The sequence below is a fragment of the Shimia sp. W99 genome, from assembly GCF_053851455.3.
Window position 1 is genome coordinate 200,065 of record NZ_JBSQBU020000001.1, and the last position, 25,310, is coordinate 225,374.

Sequence of the window (25,310 nt, forward strand, 5' to 3'; positions counted from 1 at the left end):
CAGACGAGGGAACCTGCGGGAAGGATGCAGACCGTGTCGACGAAGTGATCCTCCCCCGCTAAAGTGATCCTGTGTCAAGTTTAGGAAAACGGAGGATTTACGACGGGAAACAAGCGACACAAACCTGCGGAAATAGTCACGAAGCTGCGGCAGGTTGAGGTGCTTGTCGGGTAAGGCATGGCGCGGGTGGGTACAATCCGCGAGGTTCGTATAACCGAGCAGACCGATCATCGCTGGCGCAAGCAATATGGCGGGACGGGAACCGACCAACTGAGGGAACTAAAACGTCTCCAAAAGGAAAATGAGCGGCTGAGAAAGGCTGTGTCTGACCTGACGCTGGACAAGCTAATCCTGTCGGAAGCTGCGATGGGAAATTTCTGAGCTCCACACATCGTCGTTCTTGCATTGATCATGTGCGAAACCAGTTCCGGATCTCGGAGCGTCGTGCTTGTTGCGTGTTGAGGCAGCTCCGATCCGCGCAACGCGAGCTGCCTAGGGGTCGGGCCGATGAAGATCGGCTGGTCGAGGATATGTTAAGGAGCCGGTGATCAAAACACCTTAGAAGATCTCGACCCAAGGGCGCACGGCAATCTCGTTCGTTCATGCGCTCCGGTCTTGTTCGATCAGATGCCGATAGGTGCGGGCGATGGCGTCGGGTCGCAGCATCGAGCCTGGTTTGTCAGAAGGTTCCGTTCTTCCCGGGTTCAGGATCGCTCCATCAATGTTGATCCAGGCCACATGGATGCCCTGGGGGTGCAATTCGCGGGACATGCTTTCGGCAAGGCCTCTTTGTGCGAACTTGCCCATCGCAAACGGCGCCGACTGCGGAAAGCCTTTGACACCGGCGGATGCGCCTGTGAACAGGATCGTCCCGCGTGTCCCATCGACGGGAGCCGCGTTCAGCATGTGGCGTGCGGCATGCTTGCCTGCAAGGAACGCGCCGATTGCTGTTACCTCAACTGCATTGCGCACGTCGTCGGCCGACAATTCTGCAATCGGGTCTCGAACGCGCGCCGAAGGATTGTAGATCACGACCCGAGGGGTGGCAGGCAGGCCATCGAACAAGTCCGCCACTGCCGCTTCGTCGGTGGCATCCAAGGTTATGGCGCGTGCATTCGTTTCTTGCGCGAGAACGGCCATCTTGGTCGAGCTTCTGGCAGCCAGTGTCAGCGCATAGTCAGGTGAGAGATTTCGGGCCAGGGCCGCGGACAGACCATCGCCCACGCCAATGATCACGGCTTGTGGCTTTGTCATCGATAATCTCCTCAACCTGAAAGACGGGCGCTAGAACGCTGAACAACAATATATTCGAGGGTAACACGTTGAACTCGCGGTGTGTAATGGATAGCTCCCTGTGTCCAACCTACCGAAGGTCAAAGTTTCTGCGGTTGCGTTGCCACACCTTCTCTCCGATGAGGCAATCATAGGCCTGCGCCTTTTGGATCGTGGCTTTGGGGCGCTGAGCGTGCCCGGCGATTTCGAGAACCAGCTTGCGACGCACGGCCGCGGCAAACTGATCCCAGCTGAACACAGGCACGACAAACGCGCCCGGACCACCCACCACACAATTGGCGTAATAGACATCGAGATCGGGAATGCCCCAGACCGAGGACATTTCGTCTTCTGTCATCAGGGGCAGGCCATTGATGATGATGCCCTGCGACAAGACCCGGTCGCGGGCCTGAGTAACGGGTGGCCCCTGGTTGTTCGGACCGTCGCCGCTGATGTCGATCACACGGCGTAGGCCAACGAAGCGGTTGGCCTCAAACATTTCCGCACTGTAGAGCAGCGCGCCGGATATCGAGGTGCGCCGCATCCCCGGGCTGTTCCAGGTGGTCAGACGGCGCGCAAACTCTTCGACGGCGTCGCGACTGTCGATCAGGGTCCAGGGCATAACCACGGTTTGAGATCTGTCACCGGCCCATTCCACATATGTCACCGCAATGTTGCCGATCATACCGCCACGAATGGCCCCGTAGACCGCATCGCTTGAGAGGGCGGCGGCATAACCGCGGCGCTGAATTTCCAGCTCGTCGGGTGTCATGGACCGGGACACATCCACGGCGAGGATCAGCTCGACATCGACCTCGACCATCTGCTGTGCAGCCAAGGGCGGGGCGCAGAGGGCAAGACAGAAAGCAAGCAGGCGTCGCATGCTACCATTGCGCCAGAGACGAGGGATGCTGTCTAGTCTCGAGAAGGTGTGAGGGACAGCATGATCAGTAATTCGATTTAGGACAGGTGTCGGTTTGGCGTCCCCGAGCAGGGCAGGGGTCTTGAAGCCTCGTCGGCTGCCCCCCTTGACTTTGGCGCATTTCGGTCAAGGTCATACAGCTTGTTTCGAAGCCTGCGGAGAGTTTGTCGTTCCTAGCTTGACGCCCGAAAACCGATGGAATAGTACCGGTGAACGCTGAGCGGGCGTTGTGTAATGGTAAGACCCTTGCCTTCCAAGCAAGAGATACGGGTTCGATTCCCGTCGCCCGCTCCAGAAATTCTTTTCCGACACATTACCTGCAAAGATGTTCGATGACGTATGTTATGCTATTGAAATTGAATATTTTATTGAGATTTGGGCGCTAGTCTTCCAAGCTAATGACGCGGGTTCGATTCCCGCCGCCCGCTCCAAAATCACCTCCCTCTTGATCCGAAACACCCCAACGTGCGCGCCTTGCCGTTCGCGCCCTTGCGTTCTTCGCCCCTCTCTTGTGGACAATGCCGGGCCCGGCATACGGCAACTGATGGCTTGACCCTTGGCGCTGTCGGGGTCACTAACGCGGGAAACCGAAGCCGGGGATAGTCACATGGCCAGAAGACCGCAGCCGCAGAATGGCGAACAGGAGCGCGAAAAGTCCAAACACATGGGCGCATTGCGTGGCCTGGGGCCGTTTCTGAAACCCTATCGCGTGCTTGTCGTGCTGGCCCTCCTGGCGCTGACCCTGACAGCGACCGTGTCGCTCATGCTACCCATGGCGGTGCGCCGGGTGGTGGACAACTTCGGTACCGAGAGCGAAGCGCTTCTGGACAAGTATTTCCTCGCCGCGCTTGGATTTGCCTCGCTTCTGGCCGTAGGCACGGCGCTGCGCTACCTTTTGGTGACGCGTTTGGGCGAAGTTGTCGTGGCCGACATCCGCAAGGCTGTCTTTGACCGCGTGATCGGCATGAGCCCGGCGTTCTTCGAAGGCATCATGACCGGCGAAGTCCTCAGCCGGATCACCACCGACACAACCGTCATTCAATCGGTTATCGGGTCATCCGTGTCGATCGCGTTGCGCAACATGCTGCTGTTCCTCGGCGGGCTGGTGTTGATGCTCTATACCTCGACCAAGCTCACGCTGCTGGTGCTGCTGATCGTGCCCATGGTGATCGTGCCGATCCTTGTATTGGGGCGCCGCCTGCGCAAGCTGAGCCGCGAGAACCAGGACTGGATCGCCGAAAGCTCGGGCACCGCGTCCGAAGCGCTGCTGTCGGTGCAGACCGTGCAGGCCTTTACCAATGAAGCCCCCGTCCGCGAAGGCTTTGGCCGGGTGACGGACCTGTCGCTGCGTGCCGCCATGCGCCGGATCAACACCCGCGCCCTGATGACCATGATCGTGATCTTCCTGATCTTTACCGGTGTGGTGGTCGTGCTCTGGATCGGCGCGCGCGATGTGCGCGCCGGTGGGATGAGCGTCGGCGTCCTTGTGCAATTCGTGATCTATTCCGTCATGGTTGCAGGGGCTGTCGGTGCGCTCTCGGAAATCTGGAGCGAGCTCCAGCGCGCCGCCGGGGCGACGGAACGGCTCGTGGAACTGTTGCACGCCGATGATGCCGTAACCGACCCCGCGAACCCGGTGACGCCTGCCACCCCGGTGCGGGGCGAGATCACCTTTGACGGCGTGACTTTCCAATACCCCTCGCGCCCCGGCGTTTCGGCGCTGGACAATGTGGACCTGACGATCAAACCCGGTGAAACAGTCGCCCTTGTCGGCCCCTCCGGGGCGGGCAAGACCACCATCATCCAGATGATCCTGCGCTTTTACGATCCGGTGGCGGGCCGGGTGCTTCTGGACGGTGTGGCCCTGCCGGACATGGCCCGCGATGAATTCCGGCATCACCTTGCCCTTGTGCCGCAGGACCCGGTGATCTTTGCCACCAGCGCGCGCGACAACATCCGCTTTGGCCGCCCCGACGCCACCGATGCCGAGGTTGAGACCGCCGCGCGCGCCGCCGCGGCGCATGACTTCATCGAAGCGCTGCCCGAAGGGTATGACAGCCCGCTCGGCGAACGGGGTGTCATGCTGTCGGGCGGTCAGAAACAGCGCATTGCCATCGCCCGCGCCATCCTGCGTGACGCGCCCGTGCTGCTGCTTGACGAAGCCACATCTGCGCTTGACGCCGAAAGCGAGCGCCTCGTGCAACAGGCGGTGGACGAAATGGCCCAGACCCGGACCACGATCATCGTCGCCCACCGTCTGGCTACGGTAAAGAAGGCCGATCGCATCATCGTTATGGAAGACGGCCGGATCGTGGCCCAGGGGCGCCACGAAGACCTTGTGGCCCAGGATGGTCTTTATGCCAAGCTTGCGCGCTTGCAATTCACGGATGGCGCGGGCGTCTGACCTGCTCTGAACGGGCGGCTGAGATTTCGGAAAACGACCCAATTTGGGGCGTTTTTTCCTGGCAAACACCGTCTGAGCGGCGCTGTTGGCGTACCCGCAGCGTTTTACGCAACGTCCCGGCCTGCTCATGACCCTAGGTTAGGGCTGGTCAAAAGCTTGCGGGATTAGGATTTAGCCTGCATCTTTGACGCAAACCAAACCATGCGTCGCATCGCAGGCGCGGGACGCCAAGAAAAAGCATCGGGGGGAGACCGGATATGAGCTTCGCATCGCTCGAAGACCTGAAACAGATCGAACAGGAAATGGCGTGGGAGGATCGCGGCCTACCGGTGACGCTCTATGACATGCTGGCGCGGACCCGTGACAAGTATCCCGACCGCCCGGCCGTGTCCTATCAGCTCTTGTCGGGCCCCAATGACAAGGCCGAAACCCTGACATGGTCGCAGCTTCACGACAAGGTTGTGCAGGCCGCCAACCTGTTCCGTTCGCTGGGGGTCAAGGAAGACGACACCATCGCCTATATCCTGCCCAACTCGAACGAAACCCTGATCACCATGCTGGGGGGCGCCATCGCCGGGATCGTCAACCCGATCAACCCGCTGCTGGAACCCGAACAGATCGCTGCGATCCTGCGGGAAACCAACGCCAAGGTGGTGGTGACACTCAAATCCTTCGTCAAGACCGATGTGGCCCAGAAAGTGGCCGAGGCTGTGCGTCATGCACCCAAGGTACACACGGTTCTGGAAGTCGACCTCGTGCGCTATCTGACGCCGCCCAAAAGCTGGATCGTGCCGCTGATCCGGCCAAAGAACCCGGACGCTGTGGCCCATCACGCCGATCTCAAGCCGTTCAACAAGGAACTGCGCAAGCAGAACACGACGCTGGATTTCGAGGACCGCAAGGTGGACCGCGTCGCGGCCTATTTCCACACCGGCGGCACCACCGGCATGCCCAAGGTGGCACAGCACAAGTATTCCGGCATCGTCTATAACGGCTGGCTTGGCCATCGCCTGCTGTTCACGGAAAAAGACAGCATCATGTGCCCGCTGCCGCTGTTCCATGTCTTTGCCGTGCATGTGATTGTCATGGCGGTGATTTCCTCGGGCGCGCATGTGGTGTTCCCGACCCCTGCGGGCTATCGCGGCGACGGGGTGTTCGACAATTTCTGGAAGCTGATCGAACGCTGGAAAACCACTTTCGTGATCACCGTGCCCACTGCCGTTTCGGCGCTGATGCAGCGCCCGGTGGACGCGGATGTCTCGACCGTGAAAACGGCCTTCTCCGGATCCGCGCCGATGCCGATGGAACTGTTCAAGCGGTTCGAGGAAGCCTGCGGTGTGGACGTGGTCGAGGGCTATGGCCTGACCGAGGCGACCTGTCTCGTGTCCTGCAACCCGCCCACCGGCGCCAAGAAGGTTGGCTCGGTGGGGCTGCCATTCCCCTATACCGACGTGCGGATCGTGCGCGAAGGCGAAGACGGGCTGGTGGAATGCGCCACGGACGAAGTGGGCGAGATCTGCGTCTCCAACCCGGGTGTATTCGCGGGCAACACCTATACCGAGACCGACAAGAACAAGGATCTCTTCTACAAGGAAAAATACCTGCGCACCGGCGATCTGGGCCGGGTGGACGCGGATGGGTATCTCTGGATCACCGGCCGCGCTAAGGATCTGATCATTCGTGGCGGTCACAATATCGACCCCGCCGAGATCGAAGAGGCGCTGCTGACCCATCCGGCGGTTGCCTTTGCCGGGGCCATCGGCCAGCCCGACGCCCACGCGGGCGAGGTGCCCTGTGCCTATGTCGAACTGGTCGAAGGTGGCAAGGTGACGGACAAAGAACTGATGGAGCATTGCAAGGTTCATGTTCATGAGCGCGCCGCCCATCCCAAGCATGTCGAGGTTCTGCCGGAACTCCCCAAGACGGCCGTGGGTAAAGTGTTCAAGCCCGACCTGCGCAAATCCGCCATCACCCGCGTCTACAATGCGGCGCTGGAAAAGGAAGGCGTGCCCGCGCGTGTGACCTCGGTTCTGGATGATAAGAAACGGGGGCTCGTGGCACAGCTGAGCAACAACGGTGATGCGTCCGAGGAAGAGGTCGCCAAGGTTCTGGGCGCGTTCACCCGCCCTTGGGAGTGGGTGTAAGCTGACCGCAGGAGGGGGCCAGCCCCCTTGTTTGAAAATGCACGCATTTTCAAACGCCACCCCCCGGGGTATTTTGGGAAAAAGAAAGAGCAGGGGCGCGGCGGTGGCTGCGCCCTTTTCACATTGAAGGGGGTGGAAGGCGGCAATAGTCTGATCCCGGATATCAGGGGAGGGGCGCATGGGACATGTGCTGGCAATAGATCAGGGCACCACGTCGAGCCGGGCGATCCTGTTTGACGGAGCGATGCGACCGGTGGCGTCGGCGCAGGAGGAATTCGCCCAGCATTTTCCGCAATCGGGCTGGGTCGAACATGATCCGGCGGACCTGTGGCGCACAACCGTCGAAACCTGCCGAGAGGTGATGGCCAGTACGGGCATTGACGTCGCGGAGATTGCCGCGATCGGCATCACCAACCAGCGTGAGACCACGCTGGTCTGGGATCGGGCGACGGGGGAGACGGTGCATCCCGCAATTGTCTGGCAGGATCGGCGTACGGCGGCGATGTGCCGGGAACTGAAGGCGGCGGGCCACGAGGGGCGGGTGCGCGACATCACCGGACTGCTTCTCGACCCGTATTTTTCCGGCACCAAGGTGGCGTGGATTCTGGACAACGTGGCGAGCGCGCGCGCGCGGGCCGAGGCCGGGGAGCTGCTTTTTGGCACGGTGGATTGCTACCTGATCTGGCGTCTCACCGGCGGGCGTGTGCATGCGACGGATGCCACCAATGCGGCGCGGACCCTTCTGTATGATATCCACGCCGGGGATTGGTCCTCTGAGATGTGTGCCCTCTTGGACGTGCCAATGCAGATGTTGCCGGACGTGCGCGACTGCGCGGATGATTACGGCGAGACCGACCCGGAGATTTTTGGGGCGCCGATCCCGATCCGGGGCGTAGCCGGGGACCAGCAGGCCGCCACCATCGGGCAGGCCTGCTTTCAACCCGGCATGCTGAAATCGACCTATGGCACGGGCTGTTTTGCGCTTTTGAATACCGGGGACAGTCCGGTTGCATCGTCCAATCGCCTGCTGACCACCATCGCCTACCAGCTTGACGGCAAACCGACCTATGCGCTGGAGGGGGCGATTTTCATTGCCGGGGCCGTGGTGCAGTGGCTGCGGGACGGGGTGAAGCTGATCGAGCATGCCCATGAAACCCATGCCTTGGCCGAGGCGGCCGATCCGGGACAGGAGTTGATCCTTGTGCCCGCATTTACCGGGCTGGGCGCGCCCTACTGGGCGCCCGAGGCGCGTGGGGCGGCCTTTGGCCTCACGCGCAATTCAGGTCCGGCAGAGTTCGCGCGTGCCGCACTTGAGAGCGTCGGGTTCCAGACCCGCGATCTGCTGGAAGCGATGCACGCGGATTTCACATTTCACGGCGACACCGTATTGCGGGTGGATGGCGGTATGACGGCCAGCGACTGGGCCATGCAGTTCCTCAGTGACATTCTCGGCGCGCCCGTGGATCGCCCCGAAGTGCTTGAAAGCACGGCAAGGGGCGTGGCGTGGCTGGCGGGCATGCGGGTCGGGGTCTATCCGGATATGGACGGGTTTGCCGGGACATGGGCGATGGAACGCCGTTTCACGCCCGAGCGGGACGATGACTGGCGCGATGCGCGCTATGCGGCTTGGAAACGCGCCGTGGCGGCCACACTGGTCGCCGCCGGCGAAAGCTAGGTTTTGAGCGCCAGCGCAAGGTCCATCACATTCGTGCCCGTGGGGCCGGAAGTGAACAGCGCCCCCCGGTTGCGCAGGAAACGCCCGCTGTCAGCGGCGCGTAGCGCGGCGCGCGCGCCGTCCCCCCATGTCGCCCCATCCACCAGTCCGCCCGCAGCCGTCGTTGGCCCATCGGTGCCATCGGTGCCCGCCACCAGAACGCTGAGCCGTTCCTGCCCGGCGATCTCTTCGGCCAGCGCCAGCGCCAGCGCCTGATTGCGCCCTCCCTCGCCGGGATCGGGGGGCAGAGTGACGGTGGGTTCCCCGCCCAGGATGTGCAGGCCCGGGGCACTTTGGCAAAACACCGGGCCAAGCCGGGCGGAGAGCGTGAAAACGTCGTCATAAAGCGTTTCCGCGTTGTCCAGCACCGGGATGCCAAGGGCCTTGGCGCGCGCGGCACAGGCGTCGCGGGCGATGGCGTTGGATGCGACGATGAACGGATCAAAGGAAAAACGCACGGCATCCGGCGCGTCCCCGATGCCGGAGCCGATCACGGACAGCGCGTCGCCTTCGACATCCGAGATCGCCAGCGTTGTCACCAGCGCGCCCCGGAACCGGGCAAGGAGTTTGCCGCCCTTGATCTCGGACAGCTCACGCCGCCGCGTATTCATTGCGTGAATGTCCAGCCCCTCTGCGAGAAGGCGGCTGTTCTCGGCCTGTAGCGCGTGCAGGGAAAGACCGGCAGCAGGCAATTCAGCCAGCGCCGAGGCGCCACCGGACACCAGCATCAACAGGTGCGTGTCCGCGCCCATGCCATGCACCGCGTCAAACAGCGTCTTGCCGCCGCGCAGCGAGTTTTCATCCGGCACCGGATGGGCCGCCTCGATCACCTCAATGTCGGAATCAAGCCCCTCGGCGTGGCCATATTTGGTCACGACCAGCGTCGGGATATCGCCGCCAAAGAAATCACGCGCGGCCTGCGCCATGCTGGCGGCTGCCTTGCCGACGGCGAGGATACGATCGGGCCGGGCCACCTGTTCGCGTGCCAGGGCCGTTGTCACGGCGCGATCGCCGCGCACCGCATCAACGCCCGCCTGCCAGATGTCTTTCAGAATTTCAGCACGGTCCATGAACGCCCCCATTTGGGTGGCAGAATGCCCCAGCCCCGCGGCGCTGACCAGCCCCGGTTCGGGATGGACAAGCGGATCGAACCCAGTCATGCAATGGCCAGCCAATCCAAGGAGTCTGTCCATGTCCGACCAATGTGCCCTCTGTGCCGCGACCGACGCGGTTCTGCCCGTGCAGGTCGCCCCGCGTGACGACCAGATCGCGCTCTGCGCCACCTGTCAGGACGGCGTGGTAAACGGCCCCGTCGACGCACCGCATTGGCAATGCCTGCATGACGCAATCTGGAGCACGGAGGCTGCGGTGCAGGTTGTGGCGTGGCGCCTGCTCAAGGGCCTGAGAGAGGCGGTCTGGGCGCGGGACCTGCTCGAGATCGCCTATCTGGAGCCGGATGTGAAAGATTGGGCCGAAGCTGGTTTGCCTGATCCCGACGCGCTTGAGCACCGCGACAGCAACGGCGCGATTCTCTCTGCCGGGGACAGCGTGGTCCTGATCAAGGATCTCCCTGTGAAAGGCGCGGGCTTCACCGCCAAGCGCGGCACGGCGGTGCGCAACATTTCCCTCGTGCCGGACAATGCCGAACATATCGAAGGCCGGGTCGAGGGGCAGCGCATCGTGATCCTGACGAAATTCGTCAAAAAGAGCTAGGATCAGACCTCCATCCAGATCGTGACCGGACCGTCATTCAAGAGCCGTACCTTCATATCGCCGCCAAATTGCCCCTTGGCGATGGGCACGCCTTGGGCTGCCAGCTGGGTCGCGAAATACTCGTAAAGCCGTTCGCCCTCATCCGGGGCGGCGGCGGTGGAAAAACCGGGGCGGTTGCCGCTGCGCGTATCGGCGGCCAATGTGAATTGCGACACCACCAGCGCGGCGCCACCATTGTCCAGAACCGACCGGTTCATCTTGCCGTTCTCGTCAGTGAAAATGCGTAGCTTGGCGACTTTGGCCGCGAGCTTGTCAGCCTGCGTCTCGCTGTCGCCCTGCATGGCACAGACCAGCACCAGAAGGCCGGGGCCGATTTCGCCGATAACGGCGCCGTCGACCGTGACCGAGGCTTCTGAAACACGTTGGATCAAGGCGCGCATGACAGCTCCTTCAAGGTTGGGGGATTGGCGCCGGGGCGCGTGACAGAGAGCGTTGCGGCCCGCACACCCAGCTCCGCCGCGCCCGTGAGCGTGGCGAGGTCGGCCCGCGCAAGATCGGCGGGAGTCGCAAGATCGGCTTGGGCAAGCCCGGTCAGGAACCCGGCATTGAACGTGTCACCCGCGCCGACCGTGTCGCTGACTTTTGCCGCTGGTGCAGGGACATGCTGGGCACCGTGGCGGGTAAACAGCGTTACACCATCCGCGCCGTGGGTGTGGATCACCACCGAGGCGCGTCCGGTCAAAAGCTGTTCCGGCGGGTCGGGCCGCAGCCAGTCGATATCTTCGTCCGAAAGCTTGATGACATCCGCCATAGCCATCATCCGGGAGAGACGCTTTCGGTAATCCGCGTCCTGATCTGCAATCAGCGCGGGGCGGATATTGGGGTCGAGCAGGATCACCCGCTCAGCGCCTGCCATCTGCATCAACGCCTCGAACGCCCCCGCTGCGGGGCGATGGATCAGACAGAACCCGCCGAATACCAGTGTCGAGATGCCGTCAAGCGGCGGAAGATGCAGGGGGCTGAGGCCTCGGGTGGCGCTGTCCTGATCGTAGAAACTGAAGCTCTGGCTGGTCTCGGTGCGATGGATGAAGGCGAGTGTTGTCGGGGCGTCGAGTGTGGGTGTACGGGCGAGGTCGACGCCTTCGCGCGCCATCACCTCCCGCAGGGTCTGGCCAAAAGCGTCACCCGAAAGACCGCCAAAAAAGCCGACCGGCTGATCCAGCCGCGCCAGTGCAATTGCAGTGTTGAGCGCCGCCCCGCCGGGCACCGGGCGGAACGCGGCAACGCCATCGCGCGCGGTTTCGGGGATCATGTCGATCACGGCTTCGCCGCAGCAGAGAAACATCGCGCCAGCCCTTTCATGCGCAGGTCGCGCGACTTTGGGACAAGGCCGCGGCAAACGCAACCGGGGAGGGGGCCAGCCCCCTCGTTTGAAAATCAGGGATTTTCAAACTTCACCCCCGGGGTATTTCTGGAAAAAGAAAGATCAGGGCTGGTGGCGCGGGCCATCCATAATGATGCAGGTGGTGGAGCCGGTGGCGTAGAGCTTGCCGTCGTCCACCCCCTTGATTTCCCCGTCAGCTATGCCCGTGGAGCGGCCTGCGTGATGCACGGTGCCAATCGCCTGCACCCGCGTGCCGATCGGGATCGGGCGGATGATATTGATCTTGTATTCGAGGGTTGTGTAGATCTGGCCGGCCTTGAGCATGGTTTGCACGGCGCAGGCCATGCAGCTGTCTAGGATGGTGCCATACCAGCCACCATGCACGGTGCCGATCGGGTTCATGACCCTGAACTCGGGTGTGCCCTCGAAGATCACCTTGCCTTCTTCGGCGTGAATGGGGCGGAATCCCAGCGTCTGGCCGATGGGCGGGCCGGGCAGGCGCCCTTCGATGATGTCCTGCATGAAGTCGAGCCCCGAGCGCGACAGGATCGTGTCGAGATCAGCCAGTTCTTCGGGGCGTTGGGCGTAGTGATGAAACGTGTCGGGCATGGGCGCGGCCTCCTGAACTCCTCCCTTTCAGGAGGCCGCAAATTGCGCCTGTCCGCAAGCCTTGGGGTTGCGATAGGCGCGTTCCGTTACGCAACGTTTTCCAGTCTTACCTGGGGCACCACGCCCAGGGCATGGCACACGTCGCGCGTCAACTCGGGGCGGTTCAGCGTGTAGAAATGCAGCGCTTCGACGCCTTCGTCAAGCAAGTCCGAGCAGAGTTCGGTGCAGATCGCTGTGGCCAGCAGGTCCTCGCGCCCGTCGCGCACAGCCTTTTCGAACGCATCGTCCAGCCATGCTGGCACATCGGTGCCGCAGCGGCGGGCGAAACCACGCACACCCTTCCAATTCTCGATCGGCAGGATGCCCGGTACGATCGGCGCGTCGATCCCGGCTTTGGCGCAGGCATCCCGGAACCGCAGGAAGGTTTCGGCTTCGAAGAAGAACTGGGTCAGGGCCTCGCTTGCGCCCGCGTCGATCTTGCGCTTGAGCCAGTCGATATCGGCCTGCTGGTTTGCCGCCTCGGGGTGTTTTTCGGGATAGGCGCCCACGCGGATGGTGAACTTGCCCGTGTCGGCCAGCGCCGCGATCAGCTCGACCGAGTTGGCAAATCCCTCGGGATGGGGTTCGAACCCGGCGCTGCCCTTGGGCGGATCGCCCCGCAGGGCGACAATCTCGGACACGCCGGCCGCGGCAAAATCATCCGCGATTTTCAGCGTCTCTTCGCGCGTGGCGTTCACGCAGGTCAGGTGTGCGGCCACGTTCAGCCCGCTGGATTTGTGCAAGGTGGCCACCGCATCGCGCGTCAGGTCGCGGGTCGTGCCACCGGCGCCGTAGGTCACCGAAACAAAGCGTGGGTCAAGCGGGGCGAGGGCCTGAACCGTATCCCAGAGTCGGAACGACGCTTCCAGATTCTGCGGCGGGAAGAATTCAAGGGAAATATGAGGTGCGGTCATTTTATCAGGTCCAAAACTTGTTGTTGCCCTCATGTCTCACAAATGGCAAATGTGAGCAAACTCATAATCCTCAAGAACGTCATGAGTCTCATATGAAGATGCATATCGAATTCCGGCACCTTCGCACGGTGCGCGCCATTCATGAATGTGGCGGGCTGGCGCGGGCGGCCGAACAACTCAACATCACCCAGTCGGCCCTCAGCCATCAGATCAAGGGGCTGGAAGAGCAGGCCGGGGTGGAGCTTTTCGTGCGCCGCTCCAAGCCGATGAAGCTCTCGGCGGCGGGGTTGCGGCTCTTGCGGCTGGCCAACAAGATCCTGCCCGAGGTCGAAGCGCTTGAGGCCGAATTCAACGGGCTGCGCGATGGCAGCTCGGGGCGGCTTCATATCGCGATCGAATGCCATGCCTGTTTCGAGTGGCTGTTCCCGGTGCTTGAGAAATTCCGCAAATCCTGGCCTGACGTGGATGTCGACATCCGCCCCGGACTTGCCTTTGACGCGATGCCTGCGCTGCAAAAGGAAGAGGTCGATCTCGTGGTATCCTCGGACCCCGAGGATCTGCCGGGCGTCTCTTTCTCTCATCTCTTCGATTACAACCCCGTCTTCGTGGCGGCGGCCCAGCATCCCTTGGCTCAAAAAACCTGGATCGAGGCCGAGGATTTCCGGGGGGAAACCCTGATCACCTATCCGGTGGAGCGGGCGCGGCTCGATATCTTTTCGCAGCTTCTGACCCCGGCCAAGGTGGAACCGGCGGCGATCCGGCAGGCAGAGCTGACAGCGGTGATCCTATTGCTGGTGGCGTCCAACCGGGGGGTCTCGGTGTTGCCGGATTGGGTGGTGCGCGAGGTCAAGTACTCCTCGGATTACGTCACTCGTCCCCTGACCGAAACTGGCATCACACGGCAATTGTTTGCCGCCACACGCAACGACGATCTGGAAAAACCCTATATGCGTGATCTCATCCGTCTGGCGGGAGAAGAAGCGCGGCGGCTTCAGGAGGTTTGAGGCCCTAGCGCCCCAAGGCCATGTCGAGCCGCGCCTTGATCAGCCGTCCGAAAAGACGCATGGGAAACCGGCGATAGGCCGGGGCATCCTGCGGCAGGGGCAAATCCGACTGCCGCTTGCGAATGTTGGTGCGCATTTCAACCGGAGGCAGGGCGCCCTCCTCAAACCGGTTGCGATAGGTCGACACCCAATGGCCGGGCTTGAACTTCAGGTACATTGCCGAATTGCAGCAGGTAGCCACGAACCGTTGGGTCGGGGCCTTGTCGCGCAGCTTGATCCCCTGCAAAAGCTCCGCGCCTGCGACACAGCGAAACCGGTCATCGCGATAGGTCAGGTACGCCGCACCGCCATCGGCCTCCAACACCGGGCCCGCGCCGTTGCGCGCTTCGATCATGCGCCCCCCAGCCTGACAATCGCCGCAGTAACACACAGCCGTCAGGATCGGCGGGCCCACCGCCTCGCAGACAACCTTGCCGCATCTGCACCGCGCGCGTCTGATGATTTGATCCATGCAAGCGATCCCGAGTGGGGGCAACAGCGCCCGCCATGGATCAGGTTAACCAGACCGTAGGGCAGCAACAACACCCGATCAGTATTGCCCCGGATATGCTCCCATCATCGCCTGCACATCCAGATCGCTGGAAAACGCATCCGGGTTGCGGGCCATCATTTCACGGATGAAAGCCCGACGTGCGCGATTGTCCTCGGGACTGTCGGGATTGCGGCGTCCCGTGCGGCGACGCTCAAAAAAAGACAGGATGCCGAAGCGGAAAAACGGGCGGGGGGCAGTGACCTCAAACATGGTGAACTCTCCTTTGGAACTCTCTTGATCAGGCTACGCCGCGCCGATTTCGCTTGGTATCCGCTGCAGAGTTGTGCTGTTCTACAAAAATGAATAACCGTTTTCGCAACTGGTCCGATCTGCGCGTCTTCCTTTCCGTGGCTCGCGCGGGGTCGACCCTTGCTGCGTCGCGTGATCTAGGCATGGCGCAACCAACGGTGGCCAGGCGCATTGATGCGCTTGAACACGCCTTGGGCCTGACGCTGTTTGAAAGGGACACGCGCGGGTTTCGGCTGACGCCCGAGGGGCAGTCCCTGCTGCCTGCAACCGAGGCCGTCGCCAACACGATAGCCGCCTTTTCCGACCAGGCGCAGGCAATCGCGGGTCCGCGCCCCATCCGAGTAACCGGTTTCGTTGCCAATCTCGAAGGGGCAGCGGCCCGGATTCTGAGCGAGTTTTCAGGACTGTACCCGGACGTTCAGTTCGAATTCCTCGCCGTTCTGAACCTGCTCGATCTTACGGCCAACGAGGCGGATATTGCGCTGCGTGTAACTTGGTCGGAACATGACCCATCGCTGATCTGTCGGCATGTCAGCAATCCACAATTCACGCTCTACGGCGCCCCGGCCTATGCAGAAAAATACGGACTGCCGCGCAGCCCCGAAGAGATGGCGGGCCATACCGTGCTGTCATGGAAGCGCGAAGATACCGCCCCGGTGTTGCATGATTGGATTTGTCGCCACCTTCCGGGCAACCGTGCCTCCCGCTCCTATTCCGAAGTCGCGGTGAAGGATACCGCCGTGCGCGCGGGGCAGGGGCTGGGGCTCATGAATGTACGGCTGGTCGCCCCCGAGGAAGAGGCCGGGACCCTGATCCGCTGTTTCGATCCGCCGGAAGAACTGACCGCATCTCACGATATTCTCGTGGCGCCCGACGCCTGGCGCCGCCCCGAGGTCAAGACATTTGTCCGCTTCTTTGCGCCACGCTATGCGGCGATCTTTCGTTAGACGCGACTTCATGTTTTTTGAATGAAACTTGCAGTGCCGTGACGATTCTTTCGCCATTCTCCCCCTGACGCAGGCCACGCTTGGCCGCCATGTTTCCCTTGTCTGCACAAAAGCACATTCGGGGGAGGACTTTCGGGTCCTTGAAAACATATGCCAACAACCTTCAATGCCATTTCCTTGGGCGCGCTTGCCGATATGGACACATCCGAAGGCAACAACACCGCCGAGAACGCCAGCGCGCTGGTTGGCCTGACATTCGGGTCGGCTGGCGACGCGCTCGTCAATGATTTTGTCGAAATCTCCGCCAGCGGCGATCCCGGCACTTTCTACGATATGGACAACAGTCCCGCCGACCAGTTCACGGTCGACGGTGGCGCCCCCCAGACCTTTGACGGCACGTCGGTCTATTCGGCCACGATCACCTATGTCGACGGCACCACTGCCACGATTTCTGCGGTGATCTTTCAGGATACCGATGGCAACGCCTACCTTGCGCCGGAATTCTCTGCCAATGCGGATCAGGCCGCGCTCGAAGCCGCGCCAATTCGCTCGCTGACACTGGACAGCTTGATCGGCAATACCTGGAGCGGGCTGACGTCCAGTCGCCAGGAATGGGATTATGCCGTCTGTTTCACCGCCGGTACCATGATCATCACCCAGCAGGGCGAACGCCCGGTGGAAGAGCTTCTGCCGGGCGACATGATCCTGACCATGGACAACGGGTTCCAGCCGCTGCGCTGGACCGGTCAGCGCACCGTGCCCGCGCAGGGCAAACTTGCTCCGATCCATTTCGAACCCGGCGCGCTTGGGAATGATCGGCCATTGCGTGTCTCCCCCCTGCACAGGATGCTGGTCGCAGGCTGGCGCGTTCAGATGCATTTCGGCGAACGCGAAGTTCTGGTCCCGGCCATGAGCCTCGTGAACGACAGATCGGTGCGCCAGATCGAAGGTGGGGAGGTGACCTATGTGCACATCATGTTCGACCGCCATGAAATCGTCTATGCCGAGGGTATCCCCAGCGAAAGCTTCATGCCCGGTGAACAGGGCCTGACGGCAATGGGCGAAGCTTGTCGCGACGAGATCTATACGCTGTTCCCCGAGTTGCAGGAGATCGGCCTGACCGCCTATGGCCAGGACGCCCGCACCAGCCTGCGAGGGCGGGAGGCGCAGCTTCTGTTGCATTGAAGCGAACAGAAAAAGGTTAACGCCGGAACACCGCGTGGCCCGATACGTTCATCGCACGATTTTGGGTACGCATACCGACGCAATACCGACGTGATACCGATGCAAAACCGAAGCCGGTTTTGCCTGTTAACCAAGGTCGATCAGCCGATTCGCACGCGGCGTGCCGGAAATTCTCCGGCGCGCCGCAGCAAGGTCTCGTTAATCAGATCACCTTGACGATCTGTTTGCCCTTGTTGCCGCCCTTGAGCATGGAGCGGAACGCGGCCGGGGCGTTCTCCAACCCTTCTGCAACATCCTCGACGAACTTGATCTGGCCGGTGGCCAGAGCCGGGCCCACTTCCCGAAGGAAATCGGGGTAGCGATCAAAGTGGTTCGAGATGATGAAACCGTTGACCGACAGGAAATTCACAAGGATCGTGCGCCACAAGCGCGGCCCGGTGAGTGCTTCCATCGAGGCATCGCCGCCAAGCGCGCCTGCATTGTACCATGCGATCATGCCGCAAAGGGGAATGCGTCCGAACGGGTTCATCATTGGCAGCACCGCATCCAGCACCTTGCCGCCGACATTCTCAAAATAGATGTCCACCCCGTTGGGGCAGTGTTCCTTGAGTGCGGCGCGCAACTCCTTGGCGCTGTCATAAGCGCGGTGGTCGACACAGGCGTCAAACCCATAAACCTCTGTCGCCATTTGACATTTGTCCGCACCACCGGCGATGCCGACCACGTTCAGCCCGCGCATCTTGGCCACCTGGCCCACCATCGAGCCGACCGGGCCGGTTGCGGCGGCGACGACCAGCGTCTCACCTTCCTTGGGCTTGCCCAACTCGGTCAGACCATACCAGCCGGTAAAGCCCGGCATGCCCAGCACCCCAAGCGCGGTAGTGATCGGGGCCAGCGTAGGGTCAAGCTTGCGGGTCTCCGCACCCTTGGCGATGCCGTGCGTGGCCCAGCCGGTCATGGCAAACACGAACTCGCCGGGCTGGAACGACGGGTGGTTGGAAACAATCACTTCGCCCACCGAGCCCGCTTCCATCATCCCGTCAATCGGCACGGGTGCGGCATAGGATTTGGCATCGTCCATGCGTCCGCGCATGTAGGGATCCAGTGAAAAATAGTGATTGCGGATAAGTATTTCACCCTCCGCCGGAGTTGGCAGGTCCACGGATTCCAGTCGGAAATTCTCGTCTTTTGGCTCGCCGTTCGGGCGGCTGGCCAGCACAATGCGCTGCATCTGGTCTGTCATGGCGTCTCTCCTTTATCTGCTGCAAGCAAGGGTGGGTTTCCCGGCGGCACTTGGCAAGCCCGGGCATGCTTGACGCGCGGGCATGTGACGTGGCGTTCCGGACGCACACGGCAAGCGGGCTAAGGCCCTTGGCAAAAGGGGAATTGCGGCGTATACGCGCGCTCTGAGCCAAAAGGAGCCCCAGCCATGCCAGGCAGCGCAAATCTCAACATCATGATGAAGGCCGCCCGCAAAGCAGGCCGGTCGCTGGTTAAGGACTTCCGCGAGGTCGAGAACCTTCAGGTGTCGATGAAGGGCGCAGGTGACTTCGTCAGCAAGGCAGATCTGCGGGCCGAGGAAATCCTCAAGGAAGAGCTTCTTGGCGCGCGCCCGACCTATGGCTGGCTGGCCGAAGAAGGCGGTGAGATCGAGGGCAAGGACCCGACACGCCGCTGGATCGTGGACCCGCTGGATGGCACCACCAACTTCCTGCACGGCCTGCCGCACTGGGCGATCTCCATCGCACTCGAGCACAAGGGCAAAGTGGTTGCGGGCGTGATCTTTGACGCGGCCAAGGACGAGATGTTCTATGCCGAAAAGGGTGAGGGCGCGTGGCTCAACGACAGCCAGCGCCTCCGGGTTTCGGGCCGCTCGCGCATGATCGAGTTCGGTCTTTGCCACGGGCCTGCCCTTTGGGGGCCGCGCCGACCTGCCTGCAACCCTTCAGGACCTCGCGCGGCTTTTGCCCGCCACCGCAGGTGTGCGCCGCTGGGGTGCGGCTGCGCTCGACATGGCCTATGTGGCCGCCGGACGTTACGAGGGGTTCTGGGAACGCTCGCTGAACGCGTGGGACCTTGCCGCAGGCATGATCATCGTCAAGGAAGCAGGCGGGTTCGTCGAACCGATTGACCCCGAAGGGGATATTCTGGAAGACGGCGAAGTGGTCTGTTCCAACGAGCCGATCTTTTCGCAATTCGCCAAGGTCATCCGCAACGGTTGAGCAGGCAGGGGGCGCTGCCCCCGTCACAAGCCGGGCTTGTGACGCCCCCGGGGTATTTCTGGAAAAAGAAAGATTGGATCAGTCGGTCTGATCGCTGGGATGGTTCACGCCATCCACCCACGGTATGTCGCCGAGATCACGCGGATTGATCCCTTCCAGCGCGCCGAGGTTGACCCCGTATTCATTCGGATTCGAGCGGCGCTGGTGGTGGGTGTAAATCCCGCAGGTCTTGCAAAAATAGTGTTTCGCGGTTCCGGTGTTGAACTGATAAAGCGTCAGGTTCTCCGCCCCTTTCAGAATCTCGATCCCATCCAGCGGCGCAGACACGGCTGCCGCCCCCCGACGGCGACAGAAGGAGCAATCACAGCGACGCGCAGTTTCCAGCCCATCGCTCAGCGTCACCCGCAGTTCCACGGCGCCACAATGGCAAGTCAGTTTATGGCTCATCAGCGGCGTCTCCGGACGATTGGAATGGAACTTTGCGAGAGCCGGTACTTGGCTTCGGGATGCGGCGGCTTGCCCTCGTTGACCGCCCAGAAACGCGGTCCGCCCCGGCGCAGCCACAGTGGCAGCGCAAGAATCGCTCCGGCCACGAACCCACCTGCATGCGCCCAATAAGCCACGCCGCCGCCCGCCATGTCAGCCGCCGCGCCGCCAAAGATCTGGAAGGTGAACCAGAGGCCCAGCATGAGCCAGGCCGGAACCGTGAAAATCTTGAAAAAGATGATGATGATGAAAAGGATGTCGACGCGCGCCTTTGGGAACATCAACAGGTATCCGCCCATCACCCCTGCAATTGCGCCCGACGCACCGACCATGGGAATGTTGCTAAAGGGGGCGGCGACGATCTGTCCGGCGCTCGCGGCCAGCCCCGACAGCAGGTAGAAGACGAGGAAACCGACATGGCCCATCTCGTCTTCCAAGTTGTCGCCAAAGATCCACAGGAACAGCATGTTGCCCGCAAGATGCATGAAACCGCCATGCAGGAACATCGAGGTGATCAGCGTATGCAGGCTATAGCCATGCGTCACTTCACCGGGGATCAGCGCCCATTTCTGGAAGAACATCGCCAGCTTCAGGTCATCCCCCATCAGGTGCCAATAGCTCAGGAAGATCGCGATATTGAGGATCATTAGGGCGTAGACGACATAGGGCGTCCGCCCTGACGGGTTGTGGTCACGAATTGGAAACATGCGCTGACCCTGAGGCCAAACGGGTGGGGCGTCAAGCCGCCCCGCCCAGAAGCGCGGCGTTCCCGCCTGCCGCCGTTGTATCAACGCAAACATGCCGTTCGCCACGCACCCGCGCTACGTCCGGCATGCCGGTGACCAGCGGCACGATCGGGCCATCACGCCGTGCCAGCGCCCGATCATAGATCCGCGCCATATCCGCCTCTCCCCACCAAATCACCGAAGAGATGCCGGCCAGCGTTTCAAGCGTGCCCGGCTGCACCGGTCCCGTGGCGGCGACGGCGCGTCCGCCAAGCGCGCGCACGGCGCTGGCCTGTGCCTCGGCCGCCTCGCGTCCCGGTCCAAGGCACAACACCGGGGGGCGGGCAAAGGTGGACAGCCGGTTCGACTCTCCGGTTGGTCCGGGCAGTGTGGTGGTCGTTTCGGGGGCGCCGGGATCGGCCAGCGCGATCTTTTGCACCAGCACGTCCGTTGGCATTGGCCCGTCCCAACCATCGTTCACCCTGCGCCGCTCCACGCTGGCGAAACGGCTCAGGTAGAACGGGCCACCCGCCTTGGGACCGGTCCCGGAAAGCCCTTCACCGCCAAAGGGCTGGCTCCCCACGATGGCACCGATCTGGTTCCGGTTCACATAGATGTTGCCCGCATGCATGCGGTCAGACACATGCTGTACCCGATCGTCGATCCGGGTCTGCAACCCGAAAGTCAGCCCATAACCCGTGGCATTGATCGCCTCGATCACCTGATCCAGCTCATCGGATTTGAAAGTGGCGACATGCAGGACAGGACCAAAAATCTCGCGTTCAAGATCGGCAATCCCGCCAACCTTGATCAGGGTCGGGGCAATGAACGTGCCGGTTTGTGGCGTCGGAAGCTGGAATAAAACCCGCCCCTCAACCTGCGCCCGTGCGATGTGATCGGCGATGCCCTGGCGCGCGGTGTCGTCGATCACCGGGCCGCTATCGGTGGAAAGCGCCCAGGGATCACCAAGCGTTAACTCTTTCATGGCACCCTTGAGCATGGTCAAAAGCCCGTCGGCAATGTCTTCTTGCACGTACAAGCAACGCAGGGCCGAGCAGCGCTGGCCGGCGGATTGGAACGCGCTTTCGATGATCGCGGTAACGGCCTGTTCAGGCAAGGCGGTCGAATCGACGATCATCGCGTTCAGTCCGCCGGTCTCGGCAATAAGCGGCGCGCCGGGGGCAAGATGGTCGGCCATGGTGGCGCGGATGCGTTGCGCGGTCGCTGTCGAGCCGGTGAAGGCAACACCGTTCACGCGCGGATCGGAGGTCAGCGCGGCACCTACCGTAGCGCCAGCACCGGGCAGGAACTGCAGCGCCGTGCGCGCAACACCCGCTTCATGCAACAGCTCGACCGCGCGATAGGCGATGAGCGGGGTCTGATCCGCAGGCTTGGCGAGTACAGCATTTCCGGCAGCCAGCGCGGCGGCCACCTGTCCCGAGAAGATGGCCAGCGGAAAGTTCCACGGGCTGATGCAAGTGAACACGCCCGCGGGTGGGGTTTCGGGAGCATTGGCGCCGTAGTAGCGCAGGAAATCGACCGCCTCGCGCAACTCCGCCACTGCGTCGAGCGGCGTCTTGCCCGCCTCGCGCGCAAGCAGGGCGAAAAGTTCTCCAAAATGCACCTCATACAGGTCCGCAGCGCGGTTCAGGATCTCTCCGCGTGCTTGCGGGCTTTCATTCCAGGGCGTCGCCGCGGCCAAAGCGGTCTCGATATCCGCCGCACTTGCCGTGGCAACACTGCCCGGCGAGTCTGATGGCAGATAGGGATTGTCGACCGCGTCAGCGGCTTCTGGCTTGGCATCTCCCGCAATGAGAGGGGTAGCATGCCATACAGCACTCCGGTACGGCGCGCGAGCGTTTTCCAGCGTTTCCAGCGTCGGTGTGTCGGTCAGATCGAACCCGGTTGAGTTCACACGCTCGGGTTCAAAAAGCGCAGGTCCGCGCGCGATTGTCGGGGCGGGGTCGTCAAGCTGTTCAAAAGGATCGCGGGCGACGTCCTCCGCGGGCACGTCCTCATCGACGATCTGGTTCACGAAGGAGCTGTTGGCGCCGTTTTCAAGCAACCGCCGCACAAGATATGCCAAGAGGTCGCGGTGTGCTCCAACCGGTGCATAGATCCGGCAGCGTGTGTCCTGCGCCTTCAGAACGATATCATGCAATGCTTCGCCCATGCCGTGCAGGCGTTGGAACTCAAACGAAGAATTGTCGTCGGCCATGTCCAGAATGGCCGCTACCGTATGCGCGTTATGGGTGGCAAACTGCGGATAGACGCGGTCTGTCATGCGCAAAAGCTTGCGGGCGTTGGCGATATAGCTGACATCGGTGGCCACTTTTTGGGTAAACACCGGGAATCCATCGATCCCCATCACCTGGGCGCGCTTGATCTCGGTATCCCAATAGGCGCCCTTGACCAGTCGCACCATGATGCGCCGGTCCAGCCGCACTGCCAGTTCGTAAAGATAATCCAGTGTGGCGCCCGCGCGTTTACCATAGGCCTGAACCACGATCCCGAACCCGTCCCAGCCCGCCAGTGCGGGTTCGCCAAGGACCGCTTCGATCACATCCATTGAAATCGACAGACGGTCGGCCTCTTCCGCGTCAATATTGAGCCCCATGCCGGCCGATTTCGCCAACAACGCCAGCGAGCGCAGACGCGGCACCAGCTCGTCCATCACCCGTGCGCGCTGGGCGACCTCGTAACGAGGGTGCAAGGCCGACAACTTGACCGAGATGCCGGGGTTCTGGCGGATGTCCTCGTGGGTGCAGGCCGCCGCAATCGCTGTGATCGCGCGGCTATAGGCAAGGTGATACCGCATCGCGTCAGCGTCGGTCTTGGCCGCTTCGCCGAGCATGTCATAGGAATAGGTGTAGCCCTTTTTCTCCATGTTGGCCGCGCGTTCCATGGCCGAGGTGATGCTTTCGCCCAATACGAACTGCCGCCCCATCTCCTTCATTGCCCGCCCAACGGCCGTGCGGATGACCGGTTCGCCCAGACGTTTGACCGCCCCGCGCAGGGTGCCGATCAATCCGGGTTCGCGATCCTCCAATACCTTGCCCGTCAACATCAGCGCCCAGGTCGAGGCATTGACCAACGAGGAAGTTGACGCCCCAAGATGACGTCCCCAGTCGGACGGAGCGATCTTGTCTTCGATCAGCGCATCAATGGTCTCCGCGTCGGGCACCCGCAACAAAGCCTCGGCCAGACACATCAATGCGATGCCTTCGTCGGTCGACAGGCCATATTCGGCAAGGAAAACCTCCATCAGCCCCGGATTAGTCGCCTCGCGAATGGCACGCACCAGGTCCGTGGCCTGATCAGCAATGCGCGCGCGATCCTCTGGGCTCAGCCCGGCCTCGGCAACCAGTTGTTGCAAGAGAGCGGCTTCATCGTGGTAGGTATCAGTGTCAATCCGGCGGCGGGCTTGCGTGGGTTGGGGCATGGCACACTCCATTGGTTTTCCCTAGTATACGGAGATGAACTCAGGCAGATTGCCCGAAGAGAGCTGAATGACAGGGCATTTCGTCTGAAATGATGGGAGTAGATAGTGCAAAACGACAAGGTGGCGCTGGACCGGTTCGACCGGGCGATTCTGGAAATCCTGGCTTCGGACGGGCGCATTTCAATCACGGATCTTGCGCAGGCGATTGGGTTGTCCAAAAGCCCGACACAGGCGCGATTGCGACGTCTTGAAAAAGAAGGCGTGATCACCGGCTACCGGGCGCTGCTCGATCCGGTGCGATTGGGGCTGGACCATGTCGCCTTTGTCGAGGTCAAGCTGACCGACACCCGCGAAGCCGCTCTGCGCGCCTTCAACGCCGCAGTGGCCAAGGTGCCCGAGATCGAACAGGCACACATGATTGCCAGCCATTTCGACTATCTTCTGAAAGTCCGCACCTCCAACATGGCCGCCTATCGCGCCATTTTGGGCGAGGCGATCTCGGCCTTGCCGCATGTGGCGAGCACCTCGACCTACGTAGCGATGGAAGCCGTGAAGGATACCGGCCTCGCAGAGATGTGACTTGGTGCTTTTGCGCGTCGCATGGCAGGCTTGTGCCATGAAACGCGTGGTAATGTCGATATTCATGTGCCTGCCGGGTTTTGCCCTTGCCTGTCCGGACGGTCCGGATCATTCACAGGCGCTGAATGCGCTGATCGAAAAAGTGCAGGCCGCTCCGAACGAAGGCGCGGCGCAGCAACACCTCAATGACATGTGGGCCTATTGGGCCGATGCGCCGGACGACACGGCCCAGGAAATTCTCGACCGGGGCATGCGAAAACGTGCCGCGTGGGATTTGCTCGGAGCGCAGGAGGATTTCGACACGCTCGTGACCTACTGCCCGGACTATGCCGAAGGCTACAACCAACGCGCCTTTGTCAATTTCCTGCGGCAGGATTTTGAGGCGGCGCTGCCGGATCTGGACCGTGCACTGGAACTGTCGCCGCGCCACATTGGGGCCCTCTCTGGGCGGGCGCTTTCACTGATCGGATTGGGCCGTGATGCCGAGGCGCAAGACGCCTTGGCAGAGGCACTTGAACTGAACCCGTGGCTCCCTGAACGGGTGCTTTTGCGGGCTCCGGAAAACCGACACAAATCCGGTCAGGATTTGTAGGGTTTCGCCGCTTTACACCCGTCTTATTACCGCTATTGTCGCGCAACCGATTTTTCGGGATCGGTCGGTTGTGAGTGCCCGCGTGGTGGAATGGTAGACACAGGAGACTTAAAATCTCTAGGCCCGAAGGGGCCGTGCCGGTTCGAGTCCGGCCGCGGGTACCATGCTACAC

General features: G+C 62.0%; 22 protein-coding genes, 2 tRNA genes and 2 pseudogenes. 13 read left to right on the forward strand and 13 right to left on the reverse strand.

What is annotated here, in order from left to right; genetic code table 11:
* Positions 1-132 precede the first annotated feature (132 nt).
* A pseudogene (locus ACS3QZ_RS00920) lies at positions 133-536 on the forward strand (transposase); the annotation flags it as partial.
* Between the two features lie 64 nt (positions 537-600).
* Here ACS3QZ_RS00920 and ACS3QZ_RS00925 read toward each other — a convergent pair.
* The gene (locus ACS3QZ_RS00925; RefSeq protein WP_456036148.1) at positions 601-1,254 is read right to left on the reverse strand and encodes an SDR family NAD(P)-dependent oxidoreductase; all 654 of its coding nucleotides are present in this window, start codon (positions 1,252-1,254) and stop codon (positions 601-603) included.
* Positions 1,255-1,363: 109 nt separating this feature from the next.
* A complete protein-coding gene (locus ACS3QZ_RS00930) occupies positions 1,364-2,155 on the reverse strand; it encodes a DUF1194 domain-containing protein (RefSeq protein ID WP_456036149.1) in 792 nt (263 codons plus the stop codon).
* Between the two features lie 259 nt (positions 2,156-2,414).
* Here ACS3QZ_RS00930 and ACS3QZ_RS00935 point away from each other — a divergent pair.
* The 4 genes from ACS3QZ_RS00935 (at position 2,415) to glpK (ending at position 8,417) form a co-directional block, all read left to right on the forward strand.
* Positions 2,415-2,488, forward strand: a tRNA-Gly gene (locus ACS3QZ_RS00935).
* 313 nt (positions 2,489-2,801) lie between these two features.
* Complete coding sequence (locus tag ACS3QZ_RS00940) at positions 2,802-4,598, forward strand: ABC transporter transmembrane domain-containing protein (RefSeq protein WP_456036150.1); 1,797 nt, start codon at positions 2,802-2,804, stop codon at positions 4,596-4,598.
* 257 nt (positions 4,599-4,855) lie between these two features.
* Positions 4,856-6,742 (forward strand): acyl-CoA synthetase, encoded by a 1,887-nt coding sequence (locus ACS3QZ_RS00945; RefSeq protein ID WP_456036151.1) that lies wholly within the window; start codon positions 4,856-4,858, stop codon positions 6,740-6,742.
* 178 nt (positions 6,743-6,920) lie between these two features.
* Positions 6,921-8,417, forward strand: a complete 1,497-nt coding sequence (glpK, locus tag ACS3QZ_RS00950) for a glycerol kinase GlpK (protein ID WP_456036152.1) — start codon at positions 6,921-6,923, stop codon at positions 8,415-8,417.
* On the opposite strand, the gene ACS3QZ_RS00955 is transcribed toward glpK, so the two are convergent.
* Entirely contained in the window at positions 8,414-9,649 is a 1,236-nt protein-coding gene (locus ACS3QZ_RS00955; RefSeq protein WP_456036153.1) for a glycerate kinase type-2 family protein, read from the reverse strand. The two genes, glpK and ACS3QZ_RS00955, sit on opposite strands and share 4 nt — an antisense overlap.
* Here ACS3QZ_RS00955 and ACS3QZ_RS00960 point away from each other — a divergent pair.
* A complete protein-coding gene (locus tag ACS3QZ_RS00960) occupies positions 9,648-10,169 on the forward strand; it encodes an alkylphosphonate utilization protein (RefSeq protein WP_456036154.1) in 522 nt (173 codons plus the stop codon). The genes ACS3QZ_RS00955 and ACS3QZ_RS00960 overlap by 2 nt on opposite strands.
* A 2-nt stretch (positions 10,170-10,171) precedes the next feature.
* Here ACS3QZ_RS00960 and dtd read toward each other — a convergent pair whose 3' ends face one another.
* The 4 genes from dtd to metF form a co-directional block, all read right to left on the reverse strand.
* Positions 10,172-10,609: a D-aminoacyl-tRNA deacylase gene (gene dtd, locus ACS3QZ_RS00965; RefSeq protein ID WP_456036155.1), complete on the reverse strand. Its 438-nt coding sequence runs from the start codon at positions 10,607-10,609 to the stop codon at positions 10,172-10,174.
* Positions 10,597-11,514 carry a carbohydrate kinase family protein gene (locus ACS3QZ_RS00970; RefSeq protein WP_456036156.1) on the reverse strand — a complete coding sequence of 306 codons (918 nt, stop codon included), beginning with the start codon at positions 11,512-11,514 and terminating at the stop codon, positions 10,597-10,599. Before ACS3QZ_RS00970 ends, dtd begins: the two co-directional genes overlap by 13 nt.
* 141 nt (positions 11,515-11,655) lie before the next feature.
* Positions 11,656-12,162: a PaaI family thioesterase gene (locus ACS3QZ_RS00975; RefSeq protein ID WP_456036157.1), complete on the reverse strand. Its 507-nt coding sequence runs from the start codon at positions 12,160-12,162 to the stop codon at positions 11,656-11,658.
* Positions 12,163-12,248: 86 nt separating this feature from the next.
* Positions 12,249-13,115: a methylenetetrahydrofolate reductase [NAD(P)H] gene (gene metF, locus ACS3QZ_RS00980; RefSeq protein ID WP_456036158.1), complete on the reverse strand. Its 867-nt coding sequence runs from the start codon at positions 13,113-13,115 to the stop codon at positions 12,249-12,251.
* 98 nt (positions 13,116-13,213) lie between these two features.
* Between metF and ACS3QZ_RS00985 the strand changes: the two genes are divergently transcribed.
* Positions 13,214-14,119 (forward strand): LysR family transcriptional regulator, encoded by a 906-nt coding sequence (locus tag ACS3QZ_RS00985; protein WP_093093361.1) that lies wholly within the window; start codon positions 13,214-13,216, stop codon positions 14,117-14,119.
* A 4-nt stretch (positions 14,120-14,123) separates the two neighbouring features.
* On the opposite strand, the gene ACS3QZ_RS00990 is transcribed toward ACS3QZ_RS00985, so the two are convergent.
* Complete coding sequence (locus ACS3QZ_RS00990) at positions 14,124-14,630, reverse strand: GFA family protein (RefSeq protein ID WP_456036159.1); 507 nt, start codon at positions 14,628-14,630, stop codon at positions 14,124-14,126.
* Positions 14,631-14,708: 78 nt separating this feature from the next.
* Entirely contained in the window at positions 14,709-14,921 is a 213-nt protein-coding gene (locus tag ACS3QZ_RS00995) for a hypothetical protein (RefSeq protein ID WP_093093260.1), read from the reverse strand.
* Positions 14,922-15,010: 89 nt separating this feature from the next.
* On the opposite strand from ACS3QZ_RS00995, the gene ACS3QZ_RS01000 reads away from it, so the two are divergent.
* Both ACS3QZ_RS01000 and ACS3QZ_RS01005 read left to right on the forward strand, forming a co-directional pair.
* Positions 15,011-15,907, forward strand: coding sequence for a LysR family transcriptional regulator (locus ACS3QZ_RS01000; protein ID WP_456036160.1), 897 nt, complete (start codon positions 15,011-15,013; stop codon positions 15,905-15,907).
* 150 nt (positions 15,908-16,057) lie between these two features.
* A complete protein-coding gene (locus ACS3QZ_RS01005) occupies positions 16,058-17,092 on the forward strand; it encodes a Hint domain-containing protein (RefSeq protein WP_456036161.1) in 1,035 nt (344 codons plus the stop codon).
* A 202-nt stretch (positions 17,093-17,294) separates the two neighbouring features.
* Here the strand turns inward: ACS3QZ_RS01005 and curA are convergent, their stop codons facing one another.
* A complete protein-coding gene (gene curA / locus ACS3QZ_RS01010; protein WP_456036162.1) occupies positions 17,295-18,335 on the reverse strand; it encodes an NADPH-dependent curcumin/dihydrocurcumin reductase in 1,041 nt (346 codons plus the stop codon).
* Positions 18,336-18,521: 186 nt separating this feature from the next.
* Between curA and ACS3QZ_RS01015 the strand changes: the two are divergent.
* Positions 18,522-19,314: pseudogene (locus ACS3QZ_RS01015) on the forward strand (inositol monophosphatase family protein).
* A gap of 78 nt (positions 19,315-19,392) precedes the next feature.
* Here the strand turns inward: ACS3QZ_RS01015 and ACS3QZ_RS01020 are convergent.
* From ACS3QZ_RS01020 to putA, 3 genes are read right to left on the reverse strand one after another with little or no spacing between them, the layout of a single operon-like run.
* The gene (locus ACS3QZ_RS01020) at positions 19,393-19,761 is read right to left on the reverse strand and encodes a GFA family protein (protein ID WP_093093251.1); all 369 of its coding nucleotides are present in this window, start codon (positions 19,759-19,761) and stop codon (positions 19,393-19,395) included.
* Entirely contained in the window at positions 19,761-20,507 is a 747-nt protein-coding gene (locus ACS3QZ_RS01025; protein WP_456036163.1) for a rhomboid family intramembrane serine protease, read from the reverse strand. Before ACS3QZ_RS01025 ends, ACS3QZ_RS01020 begins: the two co-directional genes overlap by 1 nt.
* A gap of 31 nt (positions 20,508-20,538) precedes the next feature.
* The gene (putA, locus tag ACS3QZ_RS01030; protein WP_456036164.1) at positions 20,539-23,967 is read right to left on the reverse strand and encodes a bifunctional proline dehydrogenase/L-glutamate gamma-semialdehyde dehydrogenase PutA; all 3,429 of its coding nucleotides are present in this window, start codon (positions 23,965-23,967) and stop codon (positions 20,539-20,541) included.
* Between the two features lie 105 nt (positions 23,968-24,072).
* Between putA and ACS3QZ_RS01035 the strand changes: the two genes are divergently transcribed.
* The 3 genes from ACS3QZ_RS01035 (at position 24,073) to ACS3QZ_RS01045 (ending at position 25,302) form a co-directional block, all read left to right on the forward strand.
* A complete protein-coding gene (locus ACS3QZ_RS01035; protein WP_165610035.1) occupies positions 24,073-24,546 on the forward strand; it encodes an Lrp/AsnC family transcriptional regulator in 474 nt (157 codons plus the stop codon).
* A 37-nt stretch (positions 24,547-24,583) separates the two neighbouring features.
* A complete protein-coding gene (locus ACS3QZ_RS01040) occupies positions 24,584-25,138 on the forward strand; it encodes a tetratricopeptide repeat protein (RefSeq protein WP_456036165.1) in 555 nt (184 codons plus the stop codon).
* A 76-nt stretch (positions 25,139-25,214) separates the two neighbouring features.
* Positions 25,215-25,302: transfer RNA gene (locus ACS3QZ_RS01045), tRNA-Leu, on the forward strand.
* The last annotated feature ends 8 nt before the right edge of the window (positions 25,303-25,310 follow it).

What these genes read in the sequence shown, in the direction of transcription:
- ACS3QZ_RS00925 (WP_456036148.1), bottom strand. Translation starts at nt 1,254, where the DNA reads ATGACAAAGCCACAAGCCGTGATCATTGGCGTGGGCGATGGTCTGTCC.
- ACS3QZ_RS00930 (WP_456036149.1), bottom strand. Translation starts at nt 2,155, where the DNA reads ATGCGACGCCTGCTTGCTTTCTGTCTTGCCCTCTGCGCCCCGCCCTTG.
- ACS3QZ_RS00940 (WP_456036150.1), top strand. Translation starts at nt 2,802, where the DNA reads ATGGCCAGAAGACCGCAGCCGCAGAATGGCGAACAGGAGCGCGAAAAG.
- ACS3QZ_RS00945 (WP_456036151.1), top strand. Translation starts at nt 4,856, where the DNA reads ATGAGCTTCGCATCGCTCGAAGACCTGAAACAGATCGAACAGGAAATG.
- glpK (WP_456036152.1), top strand. Translation starts at nt 6,921, where the DNA reads ATGGGACATGTGCTGGCAATAGATCAGGGCACCACGTCGAGCCGGGCG.
- ACS3QZ_RS00960 (WP_456036154.1), top strand. Translation starts at nt 9,648, where the DNA reads ATGTCCGACCAATGTGCCCTCTGTGCCGCGACCGACGCGGTTCTGCCC.
- ACS3QZ_RS00955 (WP_456036153.1), bottom strand. Translation starts at nt 9,649, where the DNA reads ATGGACAGACTCCTTGGATTGGCTGGCCATTGCATGACTGGGTTCGAT.
- dtd (WP_456036155.1), bottom strand. Translation starts at nt 10,609, where the DNA reads ATGCGCGCCTTGATCCAACGTGTTTCAGAAGCCTCGGTCACGGTCGAC.
- ACS3QZ_RS00970 (WP_456036156.1), bottom strand. Translation starts at nt 11,514, where the DNA reads ATGTTTCTCTGCTGCGGCGAAGCCGTGATCGACATGATCCCCGAAACC.
- ACS3QZ_RS00975 (WP_456036157.1), bottom strand. Translation starts at nt 12,162, where the DNA reads ATGCCCGACACGTTTCATCACTACGCCCAACGCCCCGAAGAACTGGCT.
- metF (WP_456036158.1), bottom strand. Translation starts at nt 13,115, where the DNA reads ATGACCGCACCTCATATTTCCCTTGAATTCTTCCCGCCGCAGAATCTG.
- ACS3QZ_RS00985 (WP_093093361.1), top strand. Translation starts at nt 13,214, where the DNA reads ATGCATATCGAATTCCGGCACCTTCGCACGGTGCGCGCCATTCATGAA.
- ACS3QZ_RS00990 (WP_456036159.1), bottom strand. Translation starts at nt 14,630, where the DNA reads ATGGATCAAATCATCAGACGCGCGCGGTGCAGATGCGGCAAGGTTGTC.
- ACS3QZ_RS00995 (WP_093093260.1), bottom strand. Translation starts at nt 14,921, where the DNA reads ATGTTTGAGGTCACTGCCCCCCGCCCGTTTTTCCGCTTCGGCATCCTG.
- ACS3QZ_RS01000 (WP_456036160.1), top strand. Translation starts at nt 15,011, where the DNA reads ATGAATAACCGTTTTCGCAACTGGTCCGATCTGCGCGTCTTCCTTTCC.
- ACS3QZ_RS01005 (WP_456036161.1), top strand. Translation starts at nt 16,058, where the DNA reads ATGCCAACAACCTTCAATGCCATTTCCTTGGGCGCGCTTGCCGATATG.
- curA (WP_456036162.1), bottom strand. Translation starts at nt 18,335, where the DNA reads ATGACAGACCAGATGCAGCGCATTGTGCTGGCCAGCCGCCCGAACGGC.
- ACS3QZ_RS01020 (WP_093093251.1), bottom strand. Translation starts at nt 19,761, where the DNA reads ATGAGCCATAAACTGACTTGCCATTGTGGCGCCGTGGAACTGCGGGTG.
- ACS3QZ_RS01025 (WP_456036163.1), bottom strand. Translation starts at nt 20,507, where the DNA reads ATGTTTCCAATTCGTGACCACAACCCGTCAGGGCGGACGCCCTATGTC.
- putA (WP_456036164.1), bottom strand. Translation starts at nt 23,967, where the DNA reads ATGCCCCAACCCACGCAAGCCCGCCGCCGGATTGACACTGATACCTAC.
- ACS3QZ_RS01040 (WP_456036165.1), top strand. Translation starts at nt 24,584, where the DNA reads ATGAAACGCGTGGTAATGTCGATATTCATGTGCCTGCCGGGTTTTGCC.